This is a genomic window from Pseudomonas sp. THAF187a, assembly GCF_009363395.1.
GTDB lineage: Bacteria > Pseudomonadota > Gammaproteobacteria > Pseudomonadales > Pseudomonadaceae > Aquipseudomonas > Aquipseudomonas khazarica.
The window spans coordinates 3,514,179-3,535,402 of the sequence record NZ_CP045349.1 but is presented as its reverse complement, the minus strand read 5'-3'; the positions used below and the strand labels follow the sequence as shown (position 1 = coordinate 3,535,402).

At 64.2% G+C, this 21,224-nt stretch carries 23 protein-coding genes; 17 read left to right on the top strand and 6 right to left on the bottom strand.

Annotation, left to right across the window (positions count from 1 at the left end; genetic code table 11):
* Nucleotides 1-3 precede the first annotated feature (3 nt).
* The 5 genes from kdsA to ispD all read left to right on the top strand — a co-directional run bounded on the left by kdsA (nucleotide 4) and on the right by ispD (nucleotide 3,596).
* A complete protein-coding gene (kdsA, locus tag FIV02_RS16395) occupies nucleotides 4-849 on the top strand; it encodes a 3-deoxy-8-phosphooctulonate synthase (RefSeq protein WP_152489209.1) in 846 nt (281 codons plus the stop codon).
* A 146-nt stretch (nucleotides 850-995) separates the two neighbouring features.
* Nucleotides 996-2,285 (top strand): phosphopyruvate hydratase, encoded by a 1,290-nt coding sequence (eno, locus tag FIV02_RS16390; protein ID WP_134677476.1) that lies wholly within the window; start codon nucleotides 996-998, stop codon nucleotides 2,283-2,285.
* Between the two features lie 89 nt (nucleotides 2,286-2,374).
* On the top strand, nucleotides 2,375-2,575 hold the full coding sequence (locus tag FIV02_RS16385) for a hypothetical protein (protein ID WP_134677477.1): 201 nt from the start codon (nucleotides 2,375-2,377) through the stop codon (nucleotides 2,573-2,575).
* A 47-nt stretch (nucleotides 2,576-2,622) separates the two neighbouring features.
* Nucleotides 2,623-2,901 carry a septum formation initiator family protein gene (locus FIV02_RS16380; protein ID WP_037053844.1) on the top strand — a complete coding sequence of 93 codons (279 nt, stop codon included), beginning with the start codon at nucleotides 2,623-2,625 and terminating at the stop codon, nucleotides 2,899-2,901.
* Nucleotides 2,898-3,596, top strand: a complete 699-nt coding sequence (ispD, locus tag FIV02_RS16375; protein ID WP_152489208.1) for a 2-C-methyl-D-erythritol 4-phosphate cytidylyltransferase — start codon at nucleotides 2,898-2,900, stop codon at nucleotides 3,594-3,596. Before FIV02_RS16380 ends, ispD begins: the two co-directional genes overlap by 4 nt.
* Nucleotides 3,597-3,599: 3 nt before the next feature.
* On the opposite strand, the gene FIV02_RS16370 is transcribed toward ispD, so the two are convergent.
* Nucleotides 3,600-3,923 (bottom strand): HPF/RaiA family ribosome-associated protein, encoded by a 324-nt coding sequence (locus FIV02_RS16370; protein ID WP_037053803.1) that lies wholly within the window; start codon nucleotides 3,921-3,923, stop codon nucleotides 3,600-3,602.
* Between the two features lie 120 nt (nucleotides 3,924-4,043).
* Nucleotides 4,044-4,940: a LysR substrate-binding domain-containing protein gene (locus FIV02_RS16365; protein ID WP_152489207.1), complete on the bottom strand. Its 897-nt coding sequence runs from the start codon at nucleotides 4,938-4,940 to the stop codon at nucleotides 4,044-4,046.
* Nucleotides 4,941-5,113: 173 nt separating this feature from the next.
* Here FIV02_RS16365 and FIV02_RS16360 point away from each other — a divergent pair, with 173 nt between their 5' ends.
* The 9 genes from FIV02_RS16360 (at nucleotide 5,114) to rpoS (ending at nucleotide 13,145) form a co-directional block, all read left to right on the top strand.
* Nucleotides 5,114-6,226 (top strand): S-(hydroxymethyl)glutathione dehydrogenase/class III alcohol dehydrogenase, encoded by a 1,113-nt coding sequence (locus FIV02_RS16360; RefSeq protein WP_037053808.1) that lies wholly within the window; start codon nucleotides 5,114-5,116, stop codon nucleotides 6,224-6,226.
* 71 nt (nucleotides 6,227-6,297) lie between these two features.
* Complete coding sequence (fghA, locus tag FIV02_RS16355; RefSeq protein WP_037053812.1) at nucleotides 6,298-7,140, top strand: S-formylglutathione hydrolase; 843 nt, start codon at nucleotides 6,298-6,300, stop codon at nucleotides 7,138-7,140.
* 76 nt (nucleotides 7,141-7,216) lie between these two features.
* The gene (ispF, locus tag FIV02_RS16350; RefSeq protein ID WP_152489206.1) at nucleotides 7,217-7,690 is read left to right on the top strand and encodes a 2-C-methyl-D-erythritol 2,4-cyclodiphosphate synthase; all 474 of its coding nucleotides are present in this window, start codon (nucleotides 7,217-7,219) and stop codon (nucleotides 7,688-7,690) included.
* Nucleotides 7,687-8,745: a tRNA pseudouridine(13) synthase TruD gene (truD, locus tag FIV02_RS16345; RefSeq protein ID WP_152489205.1), complete on the top strand. Its 1,059-nt coding sequence runs from the start codon at nucleotides 7,687-7,689 to the stop codon at nucleotides 8,743-8,745. The genes ispF and truD overlap by 4 nt, the downstream gene beginning before the upstream one ends.
* Nucleotides 8,733-9,482, top strand: a complete 750-nt coding sequence (gene surE, locus FIV02_RS16340) for a 5'/3'-nucleotidase SurE (protein WP_037053820.1) — start codon at nucleotides 8,733-8,735, stop codon at nucleotides 9,480-9,482. Before truD ends, surE begins: the two co-directional genes overlap by 13 nt.
* A gap of 38 nt (nucleotides 9,483-9,520) precedes the next feature.
* A complete protein-coding gene (locus tag FIV02_RS16335) occupies nucleotides 9,521-10,156 on the top strand; it encodes a protein-L-isoaspartate(D-aspartate) O-methyltransferase (RefSeq protein ID WP_167494371.1) in 636 nt (211 codons plus the stop codon).
* Nucleotides 10,157-10,181: 25 nt separating this feature from the next.
* Entirely contained in the window at nucleotides 10,182-11,120 is a 939-nt protein-coding gene (locus FIV02_RS16330) for a DUF368 domain-containing protein (protein WP_037053825.1), read from the top strand.
* A gap of 85 nt (nucleotides 11,121-11,205) precedes the next feature.
* Nucleotides 11,206-12,036 (top strand): peptidoglycan DD-metalloendopeptidase family protein, encoded by an 831-nt coding sequence (locus FIV02_RS16325; RefSeq protein ID WP_152489204.1) that lies wholly within the window; start codon nucleotides 11,206-11,208, stop codon nucleotides 12,034-12,036.
* Between the two features lie 101 nt (nucleotides 12,037-12,137).
* Nucleotides 12,138-13,145 (top strand): RNA polymerase sigma factor RpoS, encoded by a 1,008-nt coding sequence (gene rpoS / locus FIV02_RS16320; RefSeq protein ID WP_037053828.1) that lies wholly within the window; start codon nucleotides 12,138-12,140, stop codon nucleotides 13,143-13,145.
* 503 nt (nucleotides 13,146-13,648) lie between these two features.
* Here the strand turns inward: rpoS and fdxA are convergent.
* From fdxA to FIV02_RS25115, 3 genes are all read right to left on the bottom strand, one after another.
* Complete coding sequence (fdxA, locus tag FIV02_RS16315; protein ID WP_037053831.1) at nucleotides 13,649-13,972, bottom strand: ferredoxin FdxA; 324 nt, start codon at nucleotides 13,970-13,972, stop codon at nucleotides 13,649-13,651.
* 139 nt (nucleotides 13,973-14,111) lie between these two features.
* Nucleotides 14,112-16,679 carry a DNA mismatch repair protein MutS gene (mutS, locus tag FIV02_RS16310; RefSeq protein WP_152489203.1) on the bottom strand — a complete coding sequence of 856 codons (2,568 nt, stop codon included), beginning with the start codon at nucleotides 16,677-16,679 and terminating at the stop codon, nucleotides 14,112-14,114.
* Between the two features lie 91 nt (nucleotides 16,680-16,770).
* The gene (locus tag FIV02_RS25115; RefSeq protein WP_152489202.1) at nucleotides 16,771-18,075 is read right to left on the bottom strand and encodes a PAS domain-containing methyl-accepting chemotaxis protein; all 1,305 of its coding nucleotides are present in this window, start codon (nucleotides 18,073-18,075) and stop codon (nucleotides 16,771-16,773) included.
* Nucleotides 18,076-18,185: 110 nt separating this feature from the next.
* Here FIV02_RS25115 and FIV02_RS16300 point away from each other — a divergent pair, with 110 nt between their 5' ends.
* The 3 genes from FIV02_RS16300 (at nucleotide 18,186) to recX (ending at nucleotide 20,292) form a co-directional block, all read left to right on the top strand.
* On the top strand, nucleotides 18,186-18,686 hold the full coding sequence (locus FIV02_RS16300; protein ID WP_152489201.1) for a CinA family protein: 501 nt from the start codon (nucleotides 18,186-18,188) through the stop codon (nucleotides 18,684-18,686).
* A gap of 85 nt (nucleotides 18,687-18,771) precedes the next feature.
* Entirely contained in the window at nucleotides 18,772-19,815 is a 1,044-nt protein-coding gene (gene recA / locus FIV02_RS16295; protein ID WP_037053238.1) for a recombinase RecA, read from the top strand.
* Nucleotides 19,816-19,830: 15 nt separating this feature from the next.
* Nucleotides 19,831-20,292 (top strand): recombination regulator RecX, encoded by a 462-nt coding sequence (gene recX / locus FIV02_RS16290; RefSeq protein WP_152489200.1) that lies wholly within the window; start codon nucleotides 19,831-19,833, stop codon nucleotides 20,290-20,292.
* A 10-nt stretch (nucleotides 20,293-20,302) separates the two neighbouring features.
* Here recX and FIV02_RS16285 read toward each other — a convergent pair whose 3' ends face one another.
* Complete coding sequence (locus FIV02_RS16285) at nucleotides 20,303-21,181, bottom strand: DUF6685 family protein (RefSeq protein ID WP_152489199.1); 879 nt, start codon at nucleotides 21,179-21,181, stop codon at nucleotides 20,303-20,305.
* Nucleotides 21,182-21,224: the final 43 nt, after the last annotated feature.

Below are 21,224 nucleotides of genomic sequence, written 5' to 3'. Positions count from 1 at the left end.
GGCATGGCTCAGAAGATCATCAAGGTTCGCAACATCGAGATCGCCAACGACAAGCCGTTCGTGCTGTTCGGGGGTATCAACGTACTCGAATCGCGCGACCTGGCCATGCAGGCGTGCGAGGAGTATGTGCGGGTCACCGAGAAGCTCGGTATCCCCTACGTGTTCAAGGCCAGCTTCGACAAGGCCAACCGCTCCTCCGTCACCTCCTTCCGTGGCCCCGGCCTGGAAGAGGGCATGAAGATCTTCGAGGAAGTGAAGAAGACCTTCGGCGTGCCGGTGATCACCGACGTTCACGAGCCGCATCAGGCGGCTGCCGTGGCCGAAGTGTGCGACATCATCCAGCTGCCGGCCTTCCTTTCCCGGCAGACCGACCTGGTGGTGGCCATGGCCAAGACCGGCGCGGTGATCAATATCAAGAAGGCGCAGTTCCTCGCGCCGCAGGAGATGAAGCACATCCTGCACAAGTGCGAGGAAGCCGGTAACGATCAGCTGATCCTCTGCGAGCGTGGTTCGAGCTTCGGCTACAACAACCTGGTGGTGGACATGCTCGGCTTCGGCATCATGAAGCAGTTCGAGTACCCGGTGTTCTTCGACGTGACCCATGCCCTGCAGATGCCGGGCGGTCGTGCCGATTCCGCCGGCGGCCGCCGTGCCCAGGTCACCGACCTGGCCAAGGCCGGTATCAGCCAGGGCCTGGCCGGTCTGTTCCTCGAGGCGCATCCGGAGCCGGAAAACGCCAAGTGCGACGGTCCCTGTGCGCTGCGCCTGAGCAAGCTGGAGCCCTTCCTCGCTCAGCTCAAGCAGCTGGACGACCTGGTGAAGAGTTTTCCGCCGATCGAGACTGCCTGAACCGGTCGCAATCCGGTAAAGTGCCGCCCCAGAAAATCCCCCTGACCCGTGAGTCAGAGTGTGCCGCCGACCTGCCCGTGGGCAGCGGCGGTCTCGCGCAGCCCGCTGCTGCCGTCTTACCGTCAACTATTGGAGTGTTAACAAGAATGGCAAAGATCGTCGACATCAAGGGTCGTGAGGTTCTCGACTCCCGTGGCAATCCCACCGTGGAAGCCGACGTCATCCTCGAAGGCGGCATCGTCGGTAGCGCTTGCGCACCCTCCGGCGCCTCCACCGGCTCGCGCGAAGCGCTGGAGCTGCGTGACGGTGACAAGAGCCGCTACCTGGGCAAGGGCGTACTGAAGGCCGTGGCCAACATCAACGGCCCGATCCGCGACCTGCTGCTGGGCAAGGACGCGACCGATCAGCAGGCGCTGGACCGTGCGATGATCGAACTCGACGGCACCGAGAACAAGGCTTCGCTGGGCGCCAACGCCATCCTCGCCGTGTCCCTGGCTGCCGCCAAGGCCGCTGCCCAGGCCAAGGGCGTGCCGCTGTACGCGCACATCGCCGACCTCAACGGTACGCCGGGCGTCTACTCCATGCCGGTGCCGATGATGAACATCATCAATGGCGGCGAGCACGCCGACAACAACGTCGACATCCAGGAATTCATGGTCCAGCCGGTCGGCGCCAAGAACTTCGCCGATGCCCTGCGCATGGGCGCCGAGATCTTCCATCACCTCAAGGCCGTGCTCAAGGCCCGTGGCCTGAACACCGCCGTGGGCGACGAGGGTGGCTTCGCGCCGAACCTGGCGTCCAACGAAGACGCGCTGGCCGCCATCGCCGAAGCCGTGGCCAACGCCGGCTACAAGCTGGGTGACGACGTGACCCTGGCCCTGGACTGCGCCTCCAGCGAATTCTTCAAGGACGGCAAGTACGACCTGGAAGGTGAAGGCAAGGTGTTCGACGCCGCAGGCTTCGCCGACTACCTGGCCGGTCTGACCCAGCGCTACCCGATCATCTCCATCGAAGACGGCATGGACGAGTCCGACTGGGCCGGCTGGAAAGTGCTGACCGACAAGATCGGCGCCAAGGTGCAGCTGGTCGGTGACGACCTGTTCGTCACCAATACCAAGATTCTCAAGCGTGGTATCGACGAGAAGATCGGTAACTCGATCCTGATCAAGTTCAACCAGATCGGCTCGCTGACCGAGACCCTGGAAGCCATCCAGATGGCCAAGGCCGCCGGCTTCACCGCCGTGATCTCGCACCGCAGCGGCGAAACCGAAGACAGCACCATCGCCGACCTGGCCGTGGGCACTGCCGCAGGCCAGATCAAGACCGGTTCGCTGTGCCGCTCCGATCGCGTGTCCAAGTACAACCAGCTGCTGCGCATCGAAGAGCAGCTGGGTGGCAAGGCCGCGTACAACGGCCGCGCCGAGTTCCGCGGCTGACAACGGCCTGTTGCGCGTCGCTCCTGCAGCGTCAGGAACAGGTTCGGCAAGCCGCCTCAGCGCGGCCCGAAGGGGGAGTGGAGTGACTCATGCTCATTGGCTTCAGTAAACTCCGCTTCCGCACCTGTTTTTCCTGGCAGGACGCTGACTCGCAAGATCGTTTGGCTTTGGAAAAGGGCGACGCAAGTCGCCCTTTTTCGTGGGCGCCTCGTCGCCATCAGGGAACCATTGCACGGATGCAGGACCTTAAAACCCATGTCACTCATCAGTCCGCTTCTTTTCAAGCATGAACGCAGCCCCTACCATGCCGATGACTCATTTCGCGAGCCGCCGCTCCATGCGTAGTCCGTACTGGCTGTTCATCGTGCTGATCCTGTTGCTGGCCGGTCTGCAGTATCGCCTGTGGGTCGGCGAGGGCAGTCTTGCCCAGGTCAGTCGTCTGCAGCAGCAGATTGCCGAGCAGCGCGGCGAGAACGAGCGCCTGCTGGAGCGCAACCGTATCCTCGAGGCCGAGGTGATGGAGCTCAAGCGCGGCATGGAGACCGTCGAAGAGCGTGCACGCCAGGAGCTGGGCATGCTCAAAGAGGGCGAGACCCTCTACCTGCTGACCGAATGAGCGCGAGATTCTGGCTGGTGATTCCAGCCGCCGGTATCGGCGCGCGCATGGCCGCAGATCGTCCCAAGCAGTACCTGCAGGTGGCCGGTCGCAGCATTCTCGAGCATACGCTGCAGCGCTTTCTCGATCATCCCGCTCTGCGTGGGGTGGTGGTGAGCCTGGCGGCCGACGATCCGTACTGGCCCGCGCTGGCCGTCGCCAGCGATCCGCGCATCCGCCGGGCTGCCGGTGGGCGTGAGCGCGCCGATTCGGTGCTGGCCGGCCTCGAAACCCTGAAGAACGAAGGCGCGGCCGACGACGACTGGGTGCTGGTGCATGACGCTGCCCGTCCCAATCTGGCTCTGGAAGACCTGCAACGCCTGCTGGACAGCCTGGCCGACGACCCGGTCGGTGGTCTGCTGGCGGTGCCCGCCCGCGATACCCTCAAGCGTGCCGGCGCCGACGGACGGGTGCAGGAAACCGTCGATCGCAGCGTGATCTGGCAAGCCTATACGCCACAGATGTTTCGCCTCGGCGCCTTGCGCCAGGCACTGGCGCAGGCCTTGCGGGCGCAGGTGGCGATCACCGATGAGGCGTCGGCCATGGAGTGGGCCGGACTGGCGCCGCGTCTGGTCGAGGGGCGGGCGGACAACCTCAAGGTGACCCGCCCGGAAGACCTGCAGTATCTGCAGGTCCTGTGGTCGGAGCCGCGCTGAGTCTCAGTGAGCCCAGCGCTTGGCATCCTTGCCGAGGTTGCGTTCCAGTGCATGGGTCAGCTTGTTCACCGCACCGTCGATGGCCTGCTGCAACTCGGCCGCATCGTGGGAAACCGTCAGCGGGTCACGGCCCTTCATCCGCGCTTCCACCTTGCAGCGCTTGTCCTGTGGGCCGTTCTTGAGCGCATTTTCGTCGGAGAGGTGGAGTTCGATCCGGGTGAGATGGTCTTCGTAGCGTTGCAGCTTGGCCTGCACGCGACTGCGAATATCGTCCTTCAGGGCCATCGAGGAGGCAACGTGCTTACCGCTGTTGACCAGAACCTGCATAACCATGTCCTCATGCTGATGAGTGGCGAAGCCCCGTCGGCGGGGCTCCTGGTTACGACGCTGTTGCCGCGTCCGAGTTTCCCGCCGGCTTGTGACATTCCATGACCGTTCAGCGTGGCGTCAGCTCGGCACACGGTATTCGGCGCGCTGGCTGAGGCCGGAGCGCAGGGTATCGATCAGCTGGCGGACCTTGGGGGAGAGGTGACGCTGCTGCGGATAGAGGGCCCACACCGCGGTGTTCGGCGGACGGTGCTGCTCCAGCAGCGACACCAGGCGCCCGCTGCGCAGGTGCTCGAGTACGTAGTAGTCCGGCAGCTGGCAGAGGCCGAAACCGCGTAGTGCGGCGTCGAGTACCGACTGACCGCTGTTGCAGCGCCAGTTGCCCTGCACGCGAACCTGGGTTTCTCGGCCGTTCTCCGCAAAGCCCCAGTGGTCGCTGCTGCCGATCAGGCAGTTGTGCCGCGCCAGTTCCGACAGCGAATGCGGGCGTCCATAGCGCTGCAGGTAGTCCGGCGCCGCGCACAGGTACATCTCGCGAGGAGCCAGGCGCGCGGCCATCAGGCGCGAGTCCTGCAGCCGTCCCAGGCGGATGGCCAGGTCCAGGCCCTCGTGGAGCAGGTCGAGCTGGCGGTTGCTCAGCTCGATTTCCACGCGCAGCTGGGGGTGGCGGGCCATGAAGTCGTTCACCAGTGGCACGATGAAGCGCTCGCCATAGGCGACGGCGCAGGTCAGGCGCAGCAGGCCCTTGGGTTCCGCCCCCAGGTCGCCAACCGCGCGCAGGGCCTCCTCGCGAGCATCCTGCAGGCGCTGGCAATGCTGCAGGAACAGCTGGCCGGCCTCGGTCAGCGCCACGCGCCGGGTGCTGCGGTAGAACAGGCGGCTTTGCAGCCGGTCTTCCAGGCGCGCCACCTGGCGACTGACCTGCGAGGTGGACAGGCCCAGGCGCTCGGCGGCGGCGCTGAACTGGCCGCATTCGGCAACGGCGACGAACTCGTCGAGTCCTTCCCAGCGATTCATGTGTTCTCCATCGGGCTGCGGGTGCCGGCTGGCGGGTGATCCGCAAGCAGCTGTCAGCAGCAGGCGGCATATTATCCCTGTGTAGCAATAATGTTTTGATATTTCTCTGATTATCTCTTTATTGGCTTGATCTAGACTGCTCGCCACGTTCACTCACGCTCAGGAGAGCTTCCATGATCAAGTCCCGCGCTGCCGTCGCATTCGGCCCCAACGAGCCGCTGAAGATCGTCGAGATCGATGTCGAGCCGCCGAAGGCCGGTGAAGTGCTGGTGCGCATCGTCGCCACCGGCGTCTGCCACACCGATGCCTACACCCTGTCTGGCCAGGATTCCGAGGGCGTCTTCCCCTGCGTGCTGGGGCACGAGGGTGGCGGTATCGTCGAGGCGGTCGGTGAGGGCGTGACCTCGGTCAAGGTCGGTGACCATGTGATCCCGCTGTACACCGCCGAATGCGGCGAGTGCAAATTCTGCAAATCGCAGAAGACCAACCTGTGCAGCTCGGTGCGTGCTACCCAGGGCAAGGGCCTGATGCCGGACGGCACCACCCGCTTCAGCTACAACGGCGAGCCGATCTATCACTACATGGGCTGCTCGACCTTCTCCGAGTACACCGTGTTGCCGGAAGTCTCGGTTGCCGTGATCCCCAAGGAAGCGCCGCTGGACAAGGTCTGCCTGCTCGGTTGCGGCGTGACCACCGGCATCGGTGCCGTACTCAACACCGCCAAGGTGGAAGAGGGCGCTACCGTGGCCATCTTCGGTCTCGGCGGCATCGGCCTGGCGGCGATCATCGGCGCCAAGATGGCCAAGGCCTCGCGCATCATCGGTATCGACATCAACCCGGCCAAGGAAGCGGTCGCCCGCGAGCTGGGCCTGACCGACTTCGTCAACCCGAAGGAGCACAGCAAGCCGATCCAGGACGTCATCGTCGAAATGACCGACGGCGGCGTCGACTACAGCTTCGAGTGCATCGGCAACGTGCAACTGATGCGTGCCGCGCTGGAGTGCTGCCACAAGGGCTGGGGCGAGTCGACCATCATCGGCGTGGCACCGGCCGGTGCCGAGATCAGCACCCGTCCGTTCCAGCTGGTCACCGGGCGTGTCTGGCGCGGCAGCGCCTTCGGTGGCGTCAAGGGCCGCAGCGAGCTGCCGGGCTATGTGGAGAAGTCGCAGAAGGGTGAAATCCCGCTGGACACCTTCATCACCCACAACATGGGCCTGGACGAGATCAACGAGGCGTTCGAGCTGATGCACGAAGGCAAGAGCATCCGTACCGTCATCCATTTCTGATAGCAGCAAGCGACGAGCTACAAGCGATCAATGGCCTGGCGCTTGTGGCCTGGCGCTGTCCGGAGGGGCTTATGGAAAACATTTCCTGCCAGAAGAGTTTCGGTGGCTGGCACAAGCGCTATCGCCACCGTTCCACCACCCTGGGTTGCGACATGGTGTTCGCCGTCTACCTGCCGCCGCAGGCCGAGCAGGGCGGCAGGCTGCCGGTGCTGTACTGGCTGAGCGGCCTGACCTGCACCGACGAGAACTTCATGCAGAAGGCCGGGGCGCAGCGCCTGGCCGCCGAGCTGGGGCTGGTGATCGTGGCGCCGGATACCAGTCCGCGTGGCGACGATGTGCCGGGTGACCCGGACAACGCCTGGGACTTCGGCAAGGGCGCGGGCTTCTACGTCAACGCTACCCAGGAGCCCTGGGCGCGCAACTACCGCATGCACGACTACGTGGTGCAGGAGTTGCCCGCGCTGATCGAGGCCAACTTCCCGGTATCCGATCGCCGTGGCATCGCCGGCCACTCGATGGGCGGGCATGGTGCGCTGGTCTGTGCGCTGCGCAACCCGGGGCGCTATCGCTCGCTGTCGGCGTTCTCGCCGATCAGCAATCCGATGCACTGCCCCTGGGGCGAGAAGGCACTGTCGCGCTACCTCGGCGAAGACCGTTCGCGCTGGAAAGAGTGGGATGCCTGTGCGCTGCTGGCCGAGGCCAGCGAACGTCTGCCGATTCTGGTGGATCAGGGCGATCGTGACGACTTCCTCGAGAACCAGCTCAAGCCCGAGGCGCTGGAGGCGGCTGCCAGGGCGGTCGGCCATCCGCTGACCCTGCGTTTGCAGCCTGGCTATGACCACAGCTACTACTTCATCGCCAGCTTCATCGAGGATCACCTGCGCCACCATGCGCAGGCACTGGCTCAGGCCTGAATCGAGCGGATTTCATCCGAGCGAGCCGGCAAACCGGTTAGAATTGCGCCCTGACTTTTTCAGGGCGTTGTTCTTTATGCGTATCGGTCATGGCTATGACGTACACCGCTTCGGCGATGGCGATTTCATCACCCTCGGTGGCGTGCGGATTCCCCACAGGTTCGGTCTCGTCGCTCATTCCGACGGTGATGTGCTGTTGCACGCACTGAGCGACGCCCTGCTCGGCGCGGTGGCGCTGGGTGACATCGGCAAGCACTTTCCCGATACCGATCCGACCTTCAAGGGCGCCGATAGCCGCGCGCTGCTGCGTCACGTGATGGGGCTGGTGCGGGTCAAGGGCTTCGCGGTGGGCAATGTCGACGCCACCATCGTCGCCCAGGCGCCGAAGATGGCGCCGCACATCGAGGCCATGCGCGCGTGCATCGCTGCGGATCTCGGCGTGCAGCTGGACCAGGTCAACGTCAAGGCCACCACCACCGAGAAGCTGGGCTTCACCGGGCGTGAGGAAGGGATCGCGGTGCATGCCGTGGCCTTGCTGGTCAAGGCATGAACGAGCAGCAGTTGCTGGGCCCGCGCGCCCATGGCGAGGCCTGCGGGCGCGCCGTGCTCAAGGCCACGGCCGAGGACTTCCAGGTCGATGAGGTGCTGGACATTCCGCTCACCGGCCAGGGTGAACACCTCTGGCTATGGGTGGAGAAGCGCGGCCTGAACACCGAGGATGCCGCCCGTCGCATCGCCCGCGCTGCGGGGCTGCCCCTCAAGGCGGTCAGCTACGCCGGCCTCAAGGATCGCCAGGCACTCACCCGGCAATGGTTCAGCCTGCACCTGCCAGGCAAGGCCGACCCCGATCTGGCGGCCGCCGAAAGCCCGGCGCTGAGCATCCTCAAGCGCGAGCGACACAATCGCAAGCTGCAGCGCGGTGCCCATTCGGCCAACGGCTTCATCCTGCGCCTGACCGCGCTGCAGGCTGACCGCGAGGTGCTGGAGCAGCGCTTGCGGCAGATCGCCGAACAGGGCGTGCCCAACTATTACGGGCTGCAGCGTTTCGGCTTCGACGGCGGCAACCTGCTGGAGGCGCGGCGCCATGCCGAGCGCGAAGAACTGCCGGTGCAGCGCAACCTGCGTTCGCGGCTGCTGTCTTCGGCACGCAGCTACCTGTTCAACCGCGTGCTGGCCGAGCGGGTCGCCGCAGGGAGCTGGAACCAGGCGTGCGTCGGCGATCTGCTGGCCTTCACCACCAGCCGCAGCTTCTTCATGGCCGGGGAGGCCGAGTGCCAGGATCCGCGTCTGGCGATCCTCGATCTGCACCCCACCGGGCCGCTCTGGGGCGAAGGGCTGCTCCCGACCGCGCAGGCGGTGAACGAGCTGGAACAGGCGGTCGGCAGTGAGGAGCCGGCGCTGCTCGCCTGGTTGAGCAAGGCGGGCATGGCTCACGAACGACGCATTCTGCGCCTCCCCATTCAGAGCCTTACGTGGCATTATCCGGAACCCGATATTCTGCAACTTGCATTCGTCCTGCCGGCCGGGAGTTTCGCCACCGTCGTGGTGCGCGAACTCGTCGACCTCATGCCGACAGGGCAGACGGATACTCCATGCGAATTCTGATTTCCAACGACGACGGGGTGAACGCACCCGGTATCGCCGCGTTGCACCAGGCGCTGGCCGATTACGCCGAGTGCGTGGTGGTTGCGCCGGCCGAAGACAAGAGTGGTGCCAGCAGTGCGCTGACACTCGACCGTCCGCTGCATCCGGTGGCACTTCCCAACGGCTTCATCAGCCTCAATGGCACCCCGACCGACTGCGTGCACCTGGGCATCAACGGCCTGCTCGAGCAGACGCCGGAGATGGTCGTCTCCGGTATCAACCTGGGGGCGAACCTGGGTGATGACGTGCTCTATTCCGGCACCGTCGCCGCTGCGCTGGAAGGGCGTTTCCTGGACAAGACGGCGTTTGCCTTCTCGCTGCTGTCGCGCCTGCCCGACAACCTGCCGACGGCCGCCTATTTCGCCCGCAAGCTGGTCGAGGCGCACGCGCAGCTCGACCTGCCGCCGCGTACCGTGCTCAACGTCAACGTGCCGAACCTGCCGCTCGAGCATATCCGCGGTGTGCAGCTGACCCGTCTGGGCCACCGTGCCCGCGCGCCGGCGCCGGTCAAGGCGGTCAATCCGCGTGGCAAGGAAGGCTATTGGATCGCGGCCGCGGGCGATGTCGAGGATGGCAGCCCGGGCACCGACTTCCACGCCGTGATGCAGGGCTACGTTTCGGTCACGCCGCTGCGGCTCGACCGGACGTTCAATGAAGCCCTCGAAAGTATGGACGGCTGGCTGGAGGGAATCTTCTGATGCGTGGACAGGACGACATGCAGCGCAGCGGGATCGGCATGACCTCGCAGCGCACCCGTGAGCGGCTGATTCAGCGTCTCTACGAGGAAGGATTGTCCAACGCGCGGGTGCTGGAAGTGATCCGCCGTACACCGCGCCATCTGTTCGTGGATGAGGCGCTGGCGCACCGCGCCTACGAGGACACCGCACTGCCCATCGGTCACAACCAGACCATTTCCCAGCCCTACATGGTTGGCCGCATGACCGAGTTGCTGCTGGCCGCCGGGCCGTTGGACAAGGTGCTGGAGATCGGCACCGGTTCCGGCTACCAGACCGCCGTGCTGGCGCAGTTGGTCGAGCGGGTGTTCTCCGTGGAGCGTATCCAGGGGCTGCAGGAGCGCGCCAAGGAGCGCCTCGTCGAACTCAGCCTGCGCAACGTGGTCTTTCGCTGGGGTGATGGCTGGGAGGGCTGGAATGCGCTGGGCCCGTACAACGGCATCATCGTCACTGCCGCCGCTGCGCAGGTACCGCAGGCACTGCTCGACCAGCTGGCACCGGGTGGTCGCCTGGTCATACCGGTCGGCAGCGGCGACGTGCAGCAACTGTTGCTGATCGTGCGCGAGGAGGAGGGCTTTTCCCGGCACGTGCTCGATGCCGTGCGTTTCGTGCCGTTACTCAACGGGCCACTGGCCTGACCGCTTTATCGTTCTGGAAGGATCCATGAAGAAACATTTCCTGCTCTACGCCAAGGGCATGGCCATGGGCGCTGCCGATGTGGTGCCTGGCGTCTCCGGCGGTACCATCGCCTTCATCAGCGGCATCTATGACGAGCTGCTGCGCTCCATCGCCAGCGTTCCCGATGCGCTTCTGCTGTTGCTGCGCGGCCGTATCAAGGACGCCTGGCAGAAAGCCAATGCGACCTTTCTGCTGGTGCTGTTCAGCGGCATTCTGACCAGCATCCTCACCCTCGCACGGCTGATCACCTACCTGCTCAAGCATCACCCGATACCGGTCTGGTCGTTCTTCTTCGGTCTGATCCTCGTGTCCACCTACCTGGTGGGGCGTGAGATCGGGCGCTGGAACTGGACGCGGGTGCTGAGTTTCCTGCTTGGCCTGGGGTTCGCCTACTGGATCACCGTGGCCGCCCCGATGCACTGGGGGAGCGACCTGCCGACCCTGTTTCTGGCGGGGGCTATCGCCATCTGCGCAATGATCCTGCCGGGAATCTCCGGCAGCTTCATCCTGCTGCTGCTGGGGCTCTACTCGGTGGTGCTGGGGGCAGTGAAGGATCTCAACCTCCTGGTGCTGGGCGTGTTCGCCGCCGGTTGCCTGCTCGGGTTGCTCAGCTTCGCCCGGCTGCTCAGCTGGCTGCTGGCGCGCTGGCGTGATCTGAGCCTGGCCTTTCTCAGTGGCCTGATGCTCGGTTCGCTGAACAAGGTCTGGCCCTGGAAGGAGACGCTCACCTGGCGTATCGACAGCAAGGGCGAGCAGGTGCCGCTGTTGCAGCACAACCTGCTGCCCGGGCATTTTGCCGAGATCAGCGGCCAGGATGCGCAACTGCTGATTGCCGTGTTGCTGGCGATTGGCGGGATCGTGCTGGTGCTGGGCCTGGAGTGGCTGGCACAGCGTCAACCCGCCGATGCTGGTCGCGCCGAATAAATACGGCACAATACGCCGTACTCGGAATCATTCAGGGAGCCATCGGGTGAGTCGCACCGTCGTTCACGTTCTGCTTCGCGCCGCCATGGCGCTGCGCCTGCCACTGGCCACGCTCGCCGTTGCCGTGCTGGCTGGTTGCGTCAGTTCGCCTCCCGGTGGCGTGCAGGTGGTGGAGCGCGGGCAGAACCAGGGGCGGGCGCCGGTGATCCAGCGTCAGCCCGTGCGCAGTGGTCACTACGTGGTGCAGCGCGGCGACACCCTGTACTCGATCGCCTTCCGCTTCGGCTGGGACTGGAAGGCCCTGGCTGCCCACAATGGCCTGCGTGATCCCTACCTGATCCGTGTCGGCCAGATCATTCGCTTCGACAATCGCGCCCTGGCCAGCCAGCCGGTGGCGTCGACCCCCGTTCGCAGCAGCGCGCCGACAACCAGCAGGCCGGCTCAGCCTGCTACTCCCGTCACCGCGCCGCCCGCGACCAAGCCGGCCAAGCCGCCTGTCGCCAGCACGCCTGCCACGACACCTGTAACGCCCGTGAGCCGCTCGGCCAGTGGCTGGGCCTGGCCAACGCAGGGCTCGGTGATCAGCCGTTTTTCCTCAAACGGTAGTTTGAATAAAGGCATTGATATCGCCGGGGAATTAGGACAGCCTGTTTTAGCTGCGTCTGATGGGTCGGTGGTGTACGCCGGGAGTGGTTTGCGGGGCTACGGCGAATTGATCATCATCAAGCACAGCGACACCTACGTAAGTGCCTACGGTCACAACCGCAGGCTGTTGGTACGGGAGGGGCAGCAGGTCAAAGCCGGGCAAAGCATTGCCGAGATGGGATCAACAGGGGCCGACCGGGTGAAACTGCACTTCGAGATTCGCCGCCAAGGTAAACCTGTCGATCCACTGCAATACCTGCCACGTCGTTGATCCGCCGCTGACTCGTTCCATCTCGTGGGAGGGACGGGCTCAGGTATGGCCAGGACGGTTCCGCCAGAGTCTGTTGTCGAACTCAGCTAGGGACAACAACAATGGCTCTCACAAAAAAAGAAGCGCCGGAGTTTGACGTCGACGATGAGCTGCTCCTCATGGAGCCGGGTATCGTCTTGGGCGAGGTTCAGGGCGATGAGGTGGAAGCACCGGTCGCGCGTACCAAGACCAAGAACGCCGCTCCCTCCAAGCAGCACAAGTACATCGATTACACCCGGGCGCTCGACGCCACTCAGCTTTACCTCAACGAAATCGGTTTCTCTCCCTTGCTCACTCCCGAAGAGGAAGTGCACTTCGCGCGTCTGGCGCAGAAGGGCGATCCTGCCGGGCGCAAGCGCATGATCGAGAGCAACCTGCGCCTGGTCGTCAAGATCGCTCGGCGTTACGTCAATCGCGGCCTCTCTCTGCTCGATCTGATCGAAGAGGGGAACCTGGGGTTGATTCGCGCTGTGGAGAAGTTCGATCCGGAGCGTGGTTTCCGTTTTTCAACCTATGCGACCTGGTGGATCCGCCAGACCATCGAACGGGCCATCATGAACCAGACGCGAACCATCCGTTTGCCGATTCATGTGGTCAAGGAGCTCAACGTATACCTGCGTGCGGCTCGTGAACTGACCCAGAAGCTCGACCATGAGCCTTCAGCGGAAGAAATTGCCAACCTGCTGGAAAAACCGGTGGGTGAGGTCAAGCGCATGCTGGGCCTCAACGAGCGGGTGTCCTCGGTGGACGTCTCGCTCGGTCCGGACTCGGACAAGACGTTGCTCGACACCCTGACCGACGATCGTCCGACCGACCCGTGTGAGCTGTTGCAGGACGATGACCTGTCCCAGAGCATCGACCAGTGGCTCTCGGACCTGACCGACAAGCAGCGTGAAGTCGTGGTGCGCCGCTTCGGCTTGCGTGGCCATGAGAGCTGTACGCTGGAAGAGGTGGGGCAGGAGATCGGTCTGACCCGCGAGCGAGTCAGGCAGATCCAGGTGGAGGCGCTCAAGCGTCTGCGCGAGATCCTCGAAAAGAATGGCCTTTCGAGCGACGCACTGTTCCAGTAGCGTTCACCTCGATCACCAACCCGGCTTCGGCCGGGTTTTTTCTGCATCCCCGTGTAAGTCATCGCTTACAGACGCTGTCAGCGTTTGGGGTGGCTGCCTCTTGTTTTTGTCTTTATATTTTTTAACTCATTGTTTTTGAACATGTTTTTATTTTAAAGAACTGGATGAGGGCGGTTTTTGCCGGCTTGCAGGGAAGTCTGTAGCGGCTAATATCACAACCGTGCTTAGGGAGAAGCACAGGTCATCAGGACGATGATCAGGAACATCGCAAGAAGCGATTCATCAGGATGATGGGCTTGGAAATAAAGGGACTAGGGAATAAAAGTGGGCGGCGCAAGCCGCCCCTTTTTTTTGCCCGCCATTCCTGCCCGCAATCCGCAAGGGGCACCCGCCACGTCAGGCGTGGCGCCGGCAACTTGCACCGCTGCGCCGACTGTTCCGAGCGACGCTATCCCATAATGCAAAAGACCCGCACTTGGCGGGTCTTTGCGTTCTGCAGCGGCTTAGCGCTCCAGGTGCTGCAGCTTGTCCTTCACGCCATCCCACTCTTCGGCGTCGGCCAGGGCGTCCTTCTTCTCGGTGATGTTCGGCCAGACTTCAGCCAGGTCGGCGTTCAGCTCGATGAACTCCTGCTGATCTTCCGGCACCTCGTCTTCCGAGAAGATGGCCTGGGCGGGGCACTCCGGCTCGCACAGGGCGCAGTCGATGCACTCGTCAGGATGGATGACCAGAAAGTTCGGGCCCTCGTAGAAGCAGTCCACCGGGCAGACTTCCACGCAGTCGGTGTATTTGCACTTGATGCAGTTGTCGGTGACGACGAAGGTCATGTCTGATTCTCTCCTCGGGCGGCGGCCTGGGCCCTTTCTGTGAAGGGCTCTCAGGCGCTCTGTCAGGGGCCGCGGCTCAGGCTGTAAACCGGGCGGTCGTAAAATTGCGCGCGATTCTAGCAGTTTGTTGTATTGAGCGTTAGATCTGCGTCTTCCATGTATATAACAGTTCCAACGCTTTGCGCGGAGTCAGATCATCCGGATTGATCGTATGCAATTGCTCCAGCAGCGGGTGCGGCGTGCTGGCGAACAGGTCGCTCTGCATCGGTGCTTGCGGCTGTCCGGGCTCTTGCCGAGGTCGATCGTGCGGCAGGCTGGTGGCTTCCAGGCGCGCCAGGTGCTCACGGGCGCGGCTGATCACGCTGCCGGGCACGCCCGCCAGCTGTGCCACGGCCAGGCCGTAGCTCTGGCTTGCAGGCCCCGCCTGGACGTGGTGGAGGAAGACGATGCGCTCGTTGTGCTCGGTGGCCGAGAGGTGCACGTTGGCCACCACCGGCTCGCTTTCCGGAAGCACGGTCAGCTCGAAGTAGTGGGTAGCGAACAGGGTGAAGGCGCGCAGGCGGGCCAGATGTTCGGCCGCCGACCAGGCCAGCGACAGGCCGTCGAAGGTGCTGGTACCACGGCCAACCTCGTCCATCAGCACCAGGCTGCGTTCGCTGGCGTTATGCAGGATGTTGGCGGTTTCGCTCATTTCCACCATGAAGGTCGAGCGCCCGCCGGCGAGGTCGTCACTGGAGCCGATGCGGGTGAAGATACGGTCGACCAGTGACAGTTCGCAGGCAGCGGCAGGGACGAAGCTGCCGATGTGCGCCAGCAGCACGATCAGCGCGGTCTGGCGCATGTAGGTGGATTTACCGCCCATGTTCGGGCCGGTGATGATCAGCATACGGCGGTTGTCGTCGAGGTCGAGGTCGTTGGCCACGAACGGTGTGGTCAGCACCTGCTCGACCACCGGGTGGCGGCCCTGATCAATGCGCATGCAGGGTTCTTCGACGAAGCGCGGGCGGTTCAGGTCGAGATTCAGCGCGCGTTCGCCCAGGTTGCTCAGCACGTCCAGTTCGGCCAGCGCCGCGGCACTGTCCTGCAGCGGCGCCAGGTGGCCGATCAGGCGCTCCAGCAGTTCGTCATAGAGCATCTTCTCGCGGGCCAGGGCACGGCTCTTGGCCGACAGGGCCTTGTCCTCGAACTCCTTCAGCTCCGGGGTGATGAAGCGTTCGGCGCCCTTGAGCGTCTGCCGGCGAATGTAATCGGCGGGGGCCGACTCCGCCTGCTTGGTCGGCAGTTCGATGAAGTAGCCGTGCACGCGGTTGTAGCCGACCTTGAGGTTGGCCAGGCCGGTGCGGGCCTTCTCGCGTGCTTCCAGGTCCATGAGGAACTGGCCGGCGTTCTCGCTCATCGCCTGCAGTTCGTCCAGTTCGGCGTCGTAGCCGGTCTTCAGCACGCCACCGTCACGGATGACCGCCGGCGGGTTGTCGATGATGGCGCGGGCCAGCAGGTCGGCCAGCTCGGGGTAGGTGGCGATGCTGTTTGCCAGTTGCTGCAGGTGCGGCGTGTCCAGCGGGGTCATCGCCTGCTGCAGCTCGGGCAGTGCGGCGAGAGCGTCACGCAGGCGGGCGAGGTCGCGTGGACGGGCGTTGCGCAGGCCGATACGGGCAAGGATCCGCTCCAGGTCGCCGATCTCCTTGAGCTGCGGTTGTAGCGTCTCGAAACGGTAGCCGTCGAGCAGGCAGGCGATGGCGTTCTGGCGTGCCTCGAGTACGGCACGATCTCGCAGCGGACGGTTCAGCCAGCGCCCCAGCAGGCGGCTGGCCATGGCGGTCTGGCAGCGATCCATCACCGATTGCAGGGTGTTGTCGCGCCCGCCGGAGAGGTTGATGTCCAGCTCCAGGTTGCGGCGGCTGGCGCCGTCGAGGATCACCGTGTCGTCCAGGCGTTCGTGACGCAGGCTGCGCAGGTGGGGCAGGGCGGTGCGCTGGGTTTCCTTGGCGTAGCCCAGCAGGCAGCCGGCGGCGCCGATGGCCAGGGTCAGGTTTTCGCAGCCGAAGCCTTTCAGGTCCTGGGTGCCGAACTGCTGGCACAGGCTCTTGAAGGCACTGTCGCGGTCGAAGTCCCAGGGGGCGCGACGTCGAGAACCCTTGCGCTTCTCGGCCGGCAGGCCCTGTGGCCAGTCGTCGGGGATCAGCAACTCGGCGGGGTTCAGGCGTTCCAGTTCGGCCAGCAGGTTTTCCCAGCCCCTGATTTCCTGAACGCTGAAGCGGCCGCTGGTGATGTCCAGCACGGCCAGGCCGAACAGGCGCTCGTCACCCAGCACGGCAGCCAGCAGGTTGTCGCGGTGTTCGTCGAGCAGGGCCTCGTCGCTGATGGTGCCGGGAGTGATGATGCGCACCACCTGGCGCTCGACCGGGCCCTTGCTGGTGGCCGGATCGCCGACCTGCTCGCAGATCACCACCGACTCGCCAAGCTTGACCAGTTTGGCCAGGTAGCCTTCGACCGAATGGAAGGGGATGCCGCACATGGGAATCGACTGACCGGCCGACTGGCCGCGCGCGGTCAGGGTGATGTCCAGCAGTTTGGCGGCCTTCTTCGCATCCTCGTAGAATATCTCGTAGAAGTCGCCCATGCGATAGAACATCAGCTGATCCGGGTGCTGGTTCTTCAGCTTCCAATATTGCTGCATCATCGGGGTGTGAGCGGAGAGATCGGTCATGCCGGGCCTTAGGTGCGGTGGGTGTGACGAAGCCGGGAATTTTCCCATACTTCGCCCACCGCGTGGACCCCGAATCGGCAGCGATTCGCGTTCAGTCGGTGAACGTCACCGAGAACTGGGCGACGGCTTCGACCACCCGCTGCGACTCGCTGCGTATCTCGCGGATCACCTCGCCGGCCTGGTTGGCCAGGTCCACGCCGGTGCGTGCGTGTTCGCGTGTCGTGGCCATGCTGGCCACGGCGTTACGCGTTAGGCTCTGGTTCTCCTGGACGACACCGTTGATTTCCTGGGTGGCCTGGCTGGTGCGCGAGGCCAGCTGGCGGACTTCATCGGCAACCACGGCGAATCCGCGCCCCTGTTCACCGGCGCGTGCGGCTTCTATCGCGGCATTGAGTGCCAGCAGGTTGGTCTGGTCGGCGATGCCGCGGATGACCTGGACGATGCTGGTGATCTGTTCCGACTGCTTGTTCAGGCCTTCGATCTGCTCCGCGACGTTGGCCAGTTCGCTGGCGATGTCGTTGACCACCGCGACGGTCTGCGCCACGGTGCGGGTGCCGTGATCGGCGGAGACGTCGGTCTCCTTGGCGATGTCGTGGGCCAGCTGCGCGGCGGCGGCTTCGGAGTCGCGGCGCTCGACCTGGGTGGTGATGTCGCTGGCGAACTTGACGACGCCGTACACGCGTCCGTTGGCGTCGTACAGCGGGTTGTAGGTCGCGCGCAGCCAGACCTGGCGGCCGTGCTTGGTGACGCGGCGAAAGCGGTCGGACATGAACTCGCCCTTGTTCAGGCGTGCCCAGAACTCACGGTAGTCGTCGCTGTGGCTGTCTTCTGCCAGGCAGAACATCCGGTGATGCTGGCCGATCACCTCGTCGCGGGTATAACCCATCAGGTCGAGGAAATTCTGGTTGGCGCTGACCACCTCGCCATCCAGGTTGAATTCGATCACCGCCATGGAGCGGTCGATGGCCTTGATGTAGCTCTCGTGCATGTGCTCGGCGGCGACCTGACGGGTGATGTCGGTGGCGATCTTCATGACCTTGGTCACCGTGCCCTGGGCGTCACGGATCGGCATGTAGGTGGCTTCGAGCCAGACTTCCCGGCGATCCCGCGTCAGCCTGGGGAAACGGTCGCTGAAGTGTTCGCCCTGGCGCAGGCGCTGCCAGAATTGCTGATAGGCCAGGCTCTCGCTCAGGCTGCGCGAACAGAACAGTCGGTGGTGCTGGCCGACGATCTCCTCCAGGCTGTAGCCCACCACCTCGAGAAAGGCGCGGTTGGCATCGAGGATGATGCCATCCGGGGTGAACTCGATCATCGCCATCGATTGTCGTATGGCCTGCAGCTCGGCTGTTCCGGCGCTGGGCGCGTCCTTCTGCTCTTTATTGCGTGACAGCCACATCTCGCGTCTCCTTTCGTTCCGTCACCGGAGATAACACTAGACGACATTTGCGCGTTCCACTGGCGGTTCAAGCTGTGTAGGGTTGTCCGTTCGATGAACGAGGTACGGACATGGACAGAATCGATCGGCTGGCCGCGCAACTGGGTGACGGGTTGAAAAGGGTGGGCGCCCAGGTGAGCACCGCAGAGTCCTGCACCGGCGGTGGGATCGCCGAGGCCATTACCCGCATTCCCGGCAGTTCGGCCTGGTTCGAGGCGGGCTATGTCACCTACTCCAATGCGCAGAAAACCAGGCAGCTGGACGTGTGCAGCGAGTTGTTCGTCAGCGTCGGCGCGGTCAGCCAGGAAGTCGTCGAGGCGATGGTGCGAGGGGCTCAGGCGCACAGCGGCGCGCGTTACGCAGTCGCGGTCAGCGGAGTGGCCGGTCCCGACGGCGGCTCGGCGGAGAAGCCGGTGGGCACTGTCTGGTTGGCCTGGGGCGATGGCGAGCGGATTTTCAGCGTGCGCAAACAATTCGCCGGAGGCCGTGATCAGGTGCGCCGACAAACGGTCGAGGCCGCACTGACGGGGCTTCTCGCCCTGTTGGCGGAGGAAAATCCTTCCCTGGGGTAGGCGGACGACTTGCCCTGTGGAATAATACTGGCTACTTATACAGTTGTTGGTGGCCTGCCGGCCCTCTTGAACATGCGAGGATAGAATGGACGAGAACAAGAAGCGTGCCTTGGCGGCTGCCCTGGGCCAGATCGAGAAGCAGTTTGGCAAGGGCGCGGTCATGCGCATGGGCGATCACGAGCGTCAGGCGATTCCGGCCATTTCCACCGGATCGCTGGGGCTGGACATCGCGCTGGGCATCGGCGGCCTGCCCAAGGGCCGCATCGTCGAGATCTACGGTCCGGAATCCTCCGGTAAGACCACGCTCACGCTGTCGGTGATCGCCGAAGCGCAGAAGCTCGGTGCCACCTGTGCCTTCGTCGATGCCGAGCACGCGCTGGACCCGGATTACGCCGGCAAGCTGGGTGTCAACGTCGACGACCTGCTGGTCTCCCAGCCCGACACCGGCGAGCAGGCCCTGGAAATCACCGACATGCTGGTGCGCTCCAACGCCATCGACGTGATCATCGTCGACTCCGTTGCGGCCCTGGTGCCGAAGGCGGAAATCGAGGGTGAGATGGGTGACATGCACGTCGGCCTGCAGGCTCGTCTGATGAGCCAGGCGCTGCGCAAGATCACCGGTAACATCAAGAATGCCAACTGCCTGGTCATCTTCATCAACCAGATCCGCATGAAGATCGGTGTCATGTTCGGCAGCCCGGAAACCACTACCGGTGGTAACGCGCTGAAGTTCTACTCCTCGGTTCGCCTGGACATCCGTCGTACGGGTGCGGTGAAAGAGGGTGAAGAGGTGGTCGGTAGCGAAACGCGGGTGAAGATCGTCAAGAACAAGGTCGCTCCGCCTTTCCGTCAGGCCGAGTTCCAGATCCTCTATGGCAAGGGCATCTACCGCAACGGCGAGATCATCGACCTCGGTGTGCAGCAGGGTCTGGTCGAGAAGTCGGGTGCCTGGTACAGCTACCAGGGCAACAAGATCGGCCAGGGCAAGGCCAATGCCGCCAAGTACCTGGAAGACAATCAGGCCGTGGCACGCGAGATCGAAGGTCAGATTCGCCAGAAGCTGCTGGTCAGCAGCACGCCGGCGAAGGCGACTGCCGATGACCTGGCTGACGCAGAAGTCGACTTCTAAGCCCGCCGCGCACGCATGACCGCGATACTGGACAACCCGCTCGCCGTTCGGCGGGCGGCCATGGACCTGCTTGCCCGGCGTGAGCACGGGCGTGTCGAGCTGACGCGCAAGCTGCGCAAGCGCGGTGCACCGCAGGAGCTGATAGAGGCGGCCTTGCAGCGCTTGTCCGAGGAAGGCCTGCTGTCCGAGGCGCGCTATCTGGAAAGCTTCGTTGCCTATCGTGCGCGTGCTGGCTATGGGCCACAGCGCATTCGCGAAGAACTGGGGCAACGGGGGCTGGAGCGCAGCGACATCGATCAGGCGCTGCGCGAAAGCGCTATCGACTGGTTCGAGTCATTGCGTGAGACCTGGCAGCGCAAGTTTGCCGGTCAGTTGCCGATGGATGCTCGTGAACGTGCCAAGCAGGGGCGGTTTCTCGCCTATCGCGGTTATTCGCTGGACATGATCGGACGCCTGTTGCGCGGCAGCGACGAATAGACGCCAGCGATCACTCGGCGATAGTTGCCAGTTGGCGCAGATAATCCAGCACGTTTGGCGCGCCGGCCAGGCGCAGTCCTTCACCCAGGGCGGTAGCGTCCTGGTGCTCCTTGGGGAGCAGGAGGAACTCCGGCTTGCCGGCTTTCTTCAGTAGCGACAGGCGCGCGTAGGGTATGCCGTTGTCCAGCAGCAAGCCCATGAAGCCAGGATCGCTCCAGGCCTCTTCAGGCATGGCCAGTACGTGGTAGCGGTGCTGCAGGTTGTCCAGGCCGGCCTCGCTCAGGCGATAACGCACCATGTTGGCGGGCAGCAGCACTTCCAGCCCGCGTCTGCGCGCATAGGCAATCGCGCTGGCGAAGGCTTCCCCCCGTGTTTCCCCTGCCCAGAATGTGCGGGTGCGCCAATTGGCTTGCAGCAACTCCACCGGGTCACCGGCCATGAAGCGCGGCAAGGGCTGGCTCATGGCCTTGAGGAAGTCCTTGTAGCTGATGATGCGGACCTGCCGGCAATGCTCGCTCGCCGCATAGTCTTCGAAACTGCTGTAGCCGGGGGCGGGTGTCGTACAGGCGAAACCGTCGATCAGGCGCAGGTCGAAGGATTGCAGTTGTTGCGTCTGCGCCTCCACGACCTGGGTCAGTGCGGAATGCGCCTGGGCCTTGTCCTCCTGTACCGGGCCGGACAGGGCGCCGCGAGGGAGGTGGAGCAGCTGTTGCAGTTGCGGGCCCTCATGCCAGCAGATGCTGTCGGCCGGCGCTGGAAGCACCTTGAATGGCAGACGCAGCACGCTGGCCCTGGCGAAGATCTGCCGCGAGGCACGACCCAGCAACCCCAGGCGTTGTGCCAGGGCCGTCAGGCGGCCACCAAGGGTGGAGGATTCGGGCAGGCTCATGGCCGACAGGTCGCTCCTGAAGCGTCTACTGCAGTGTGGCAGA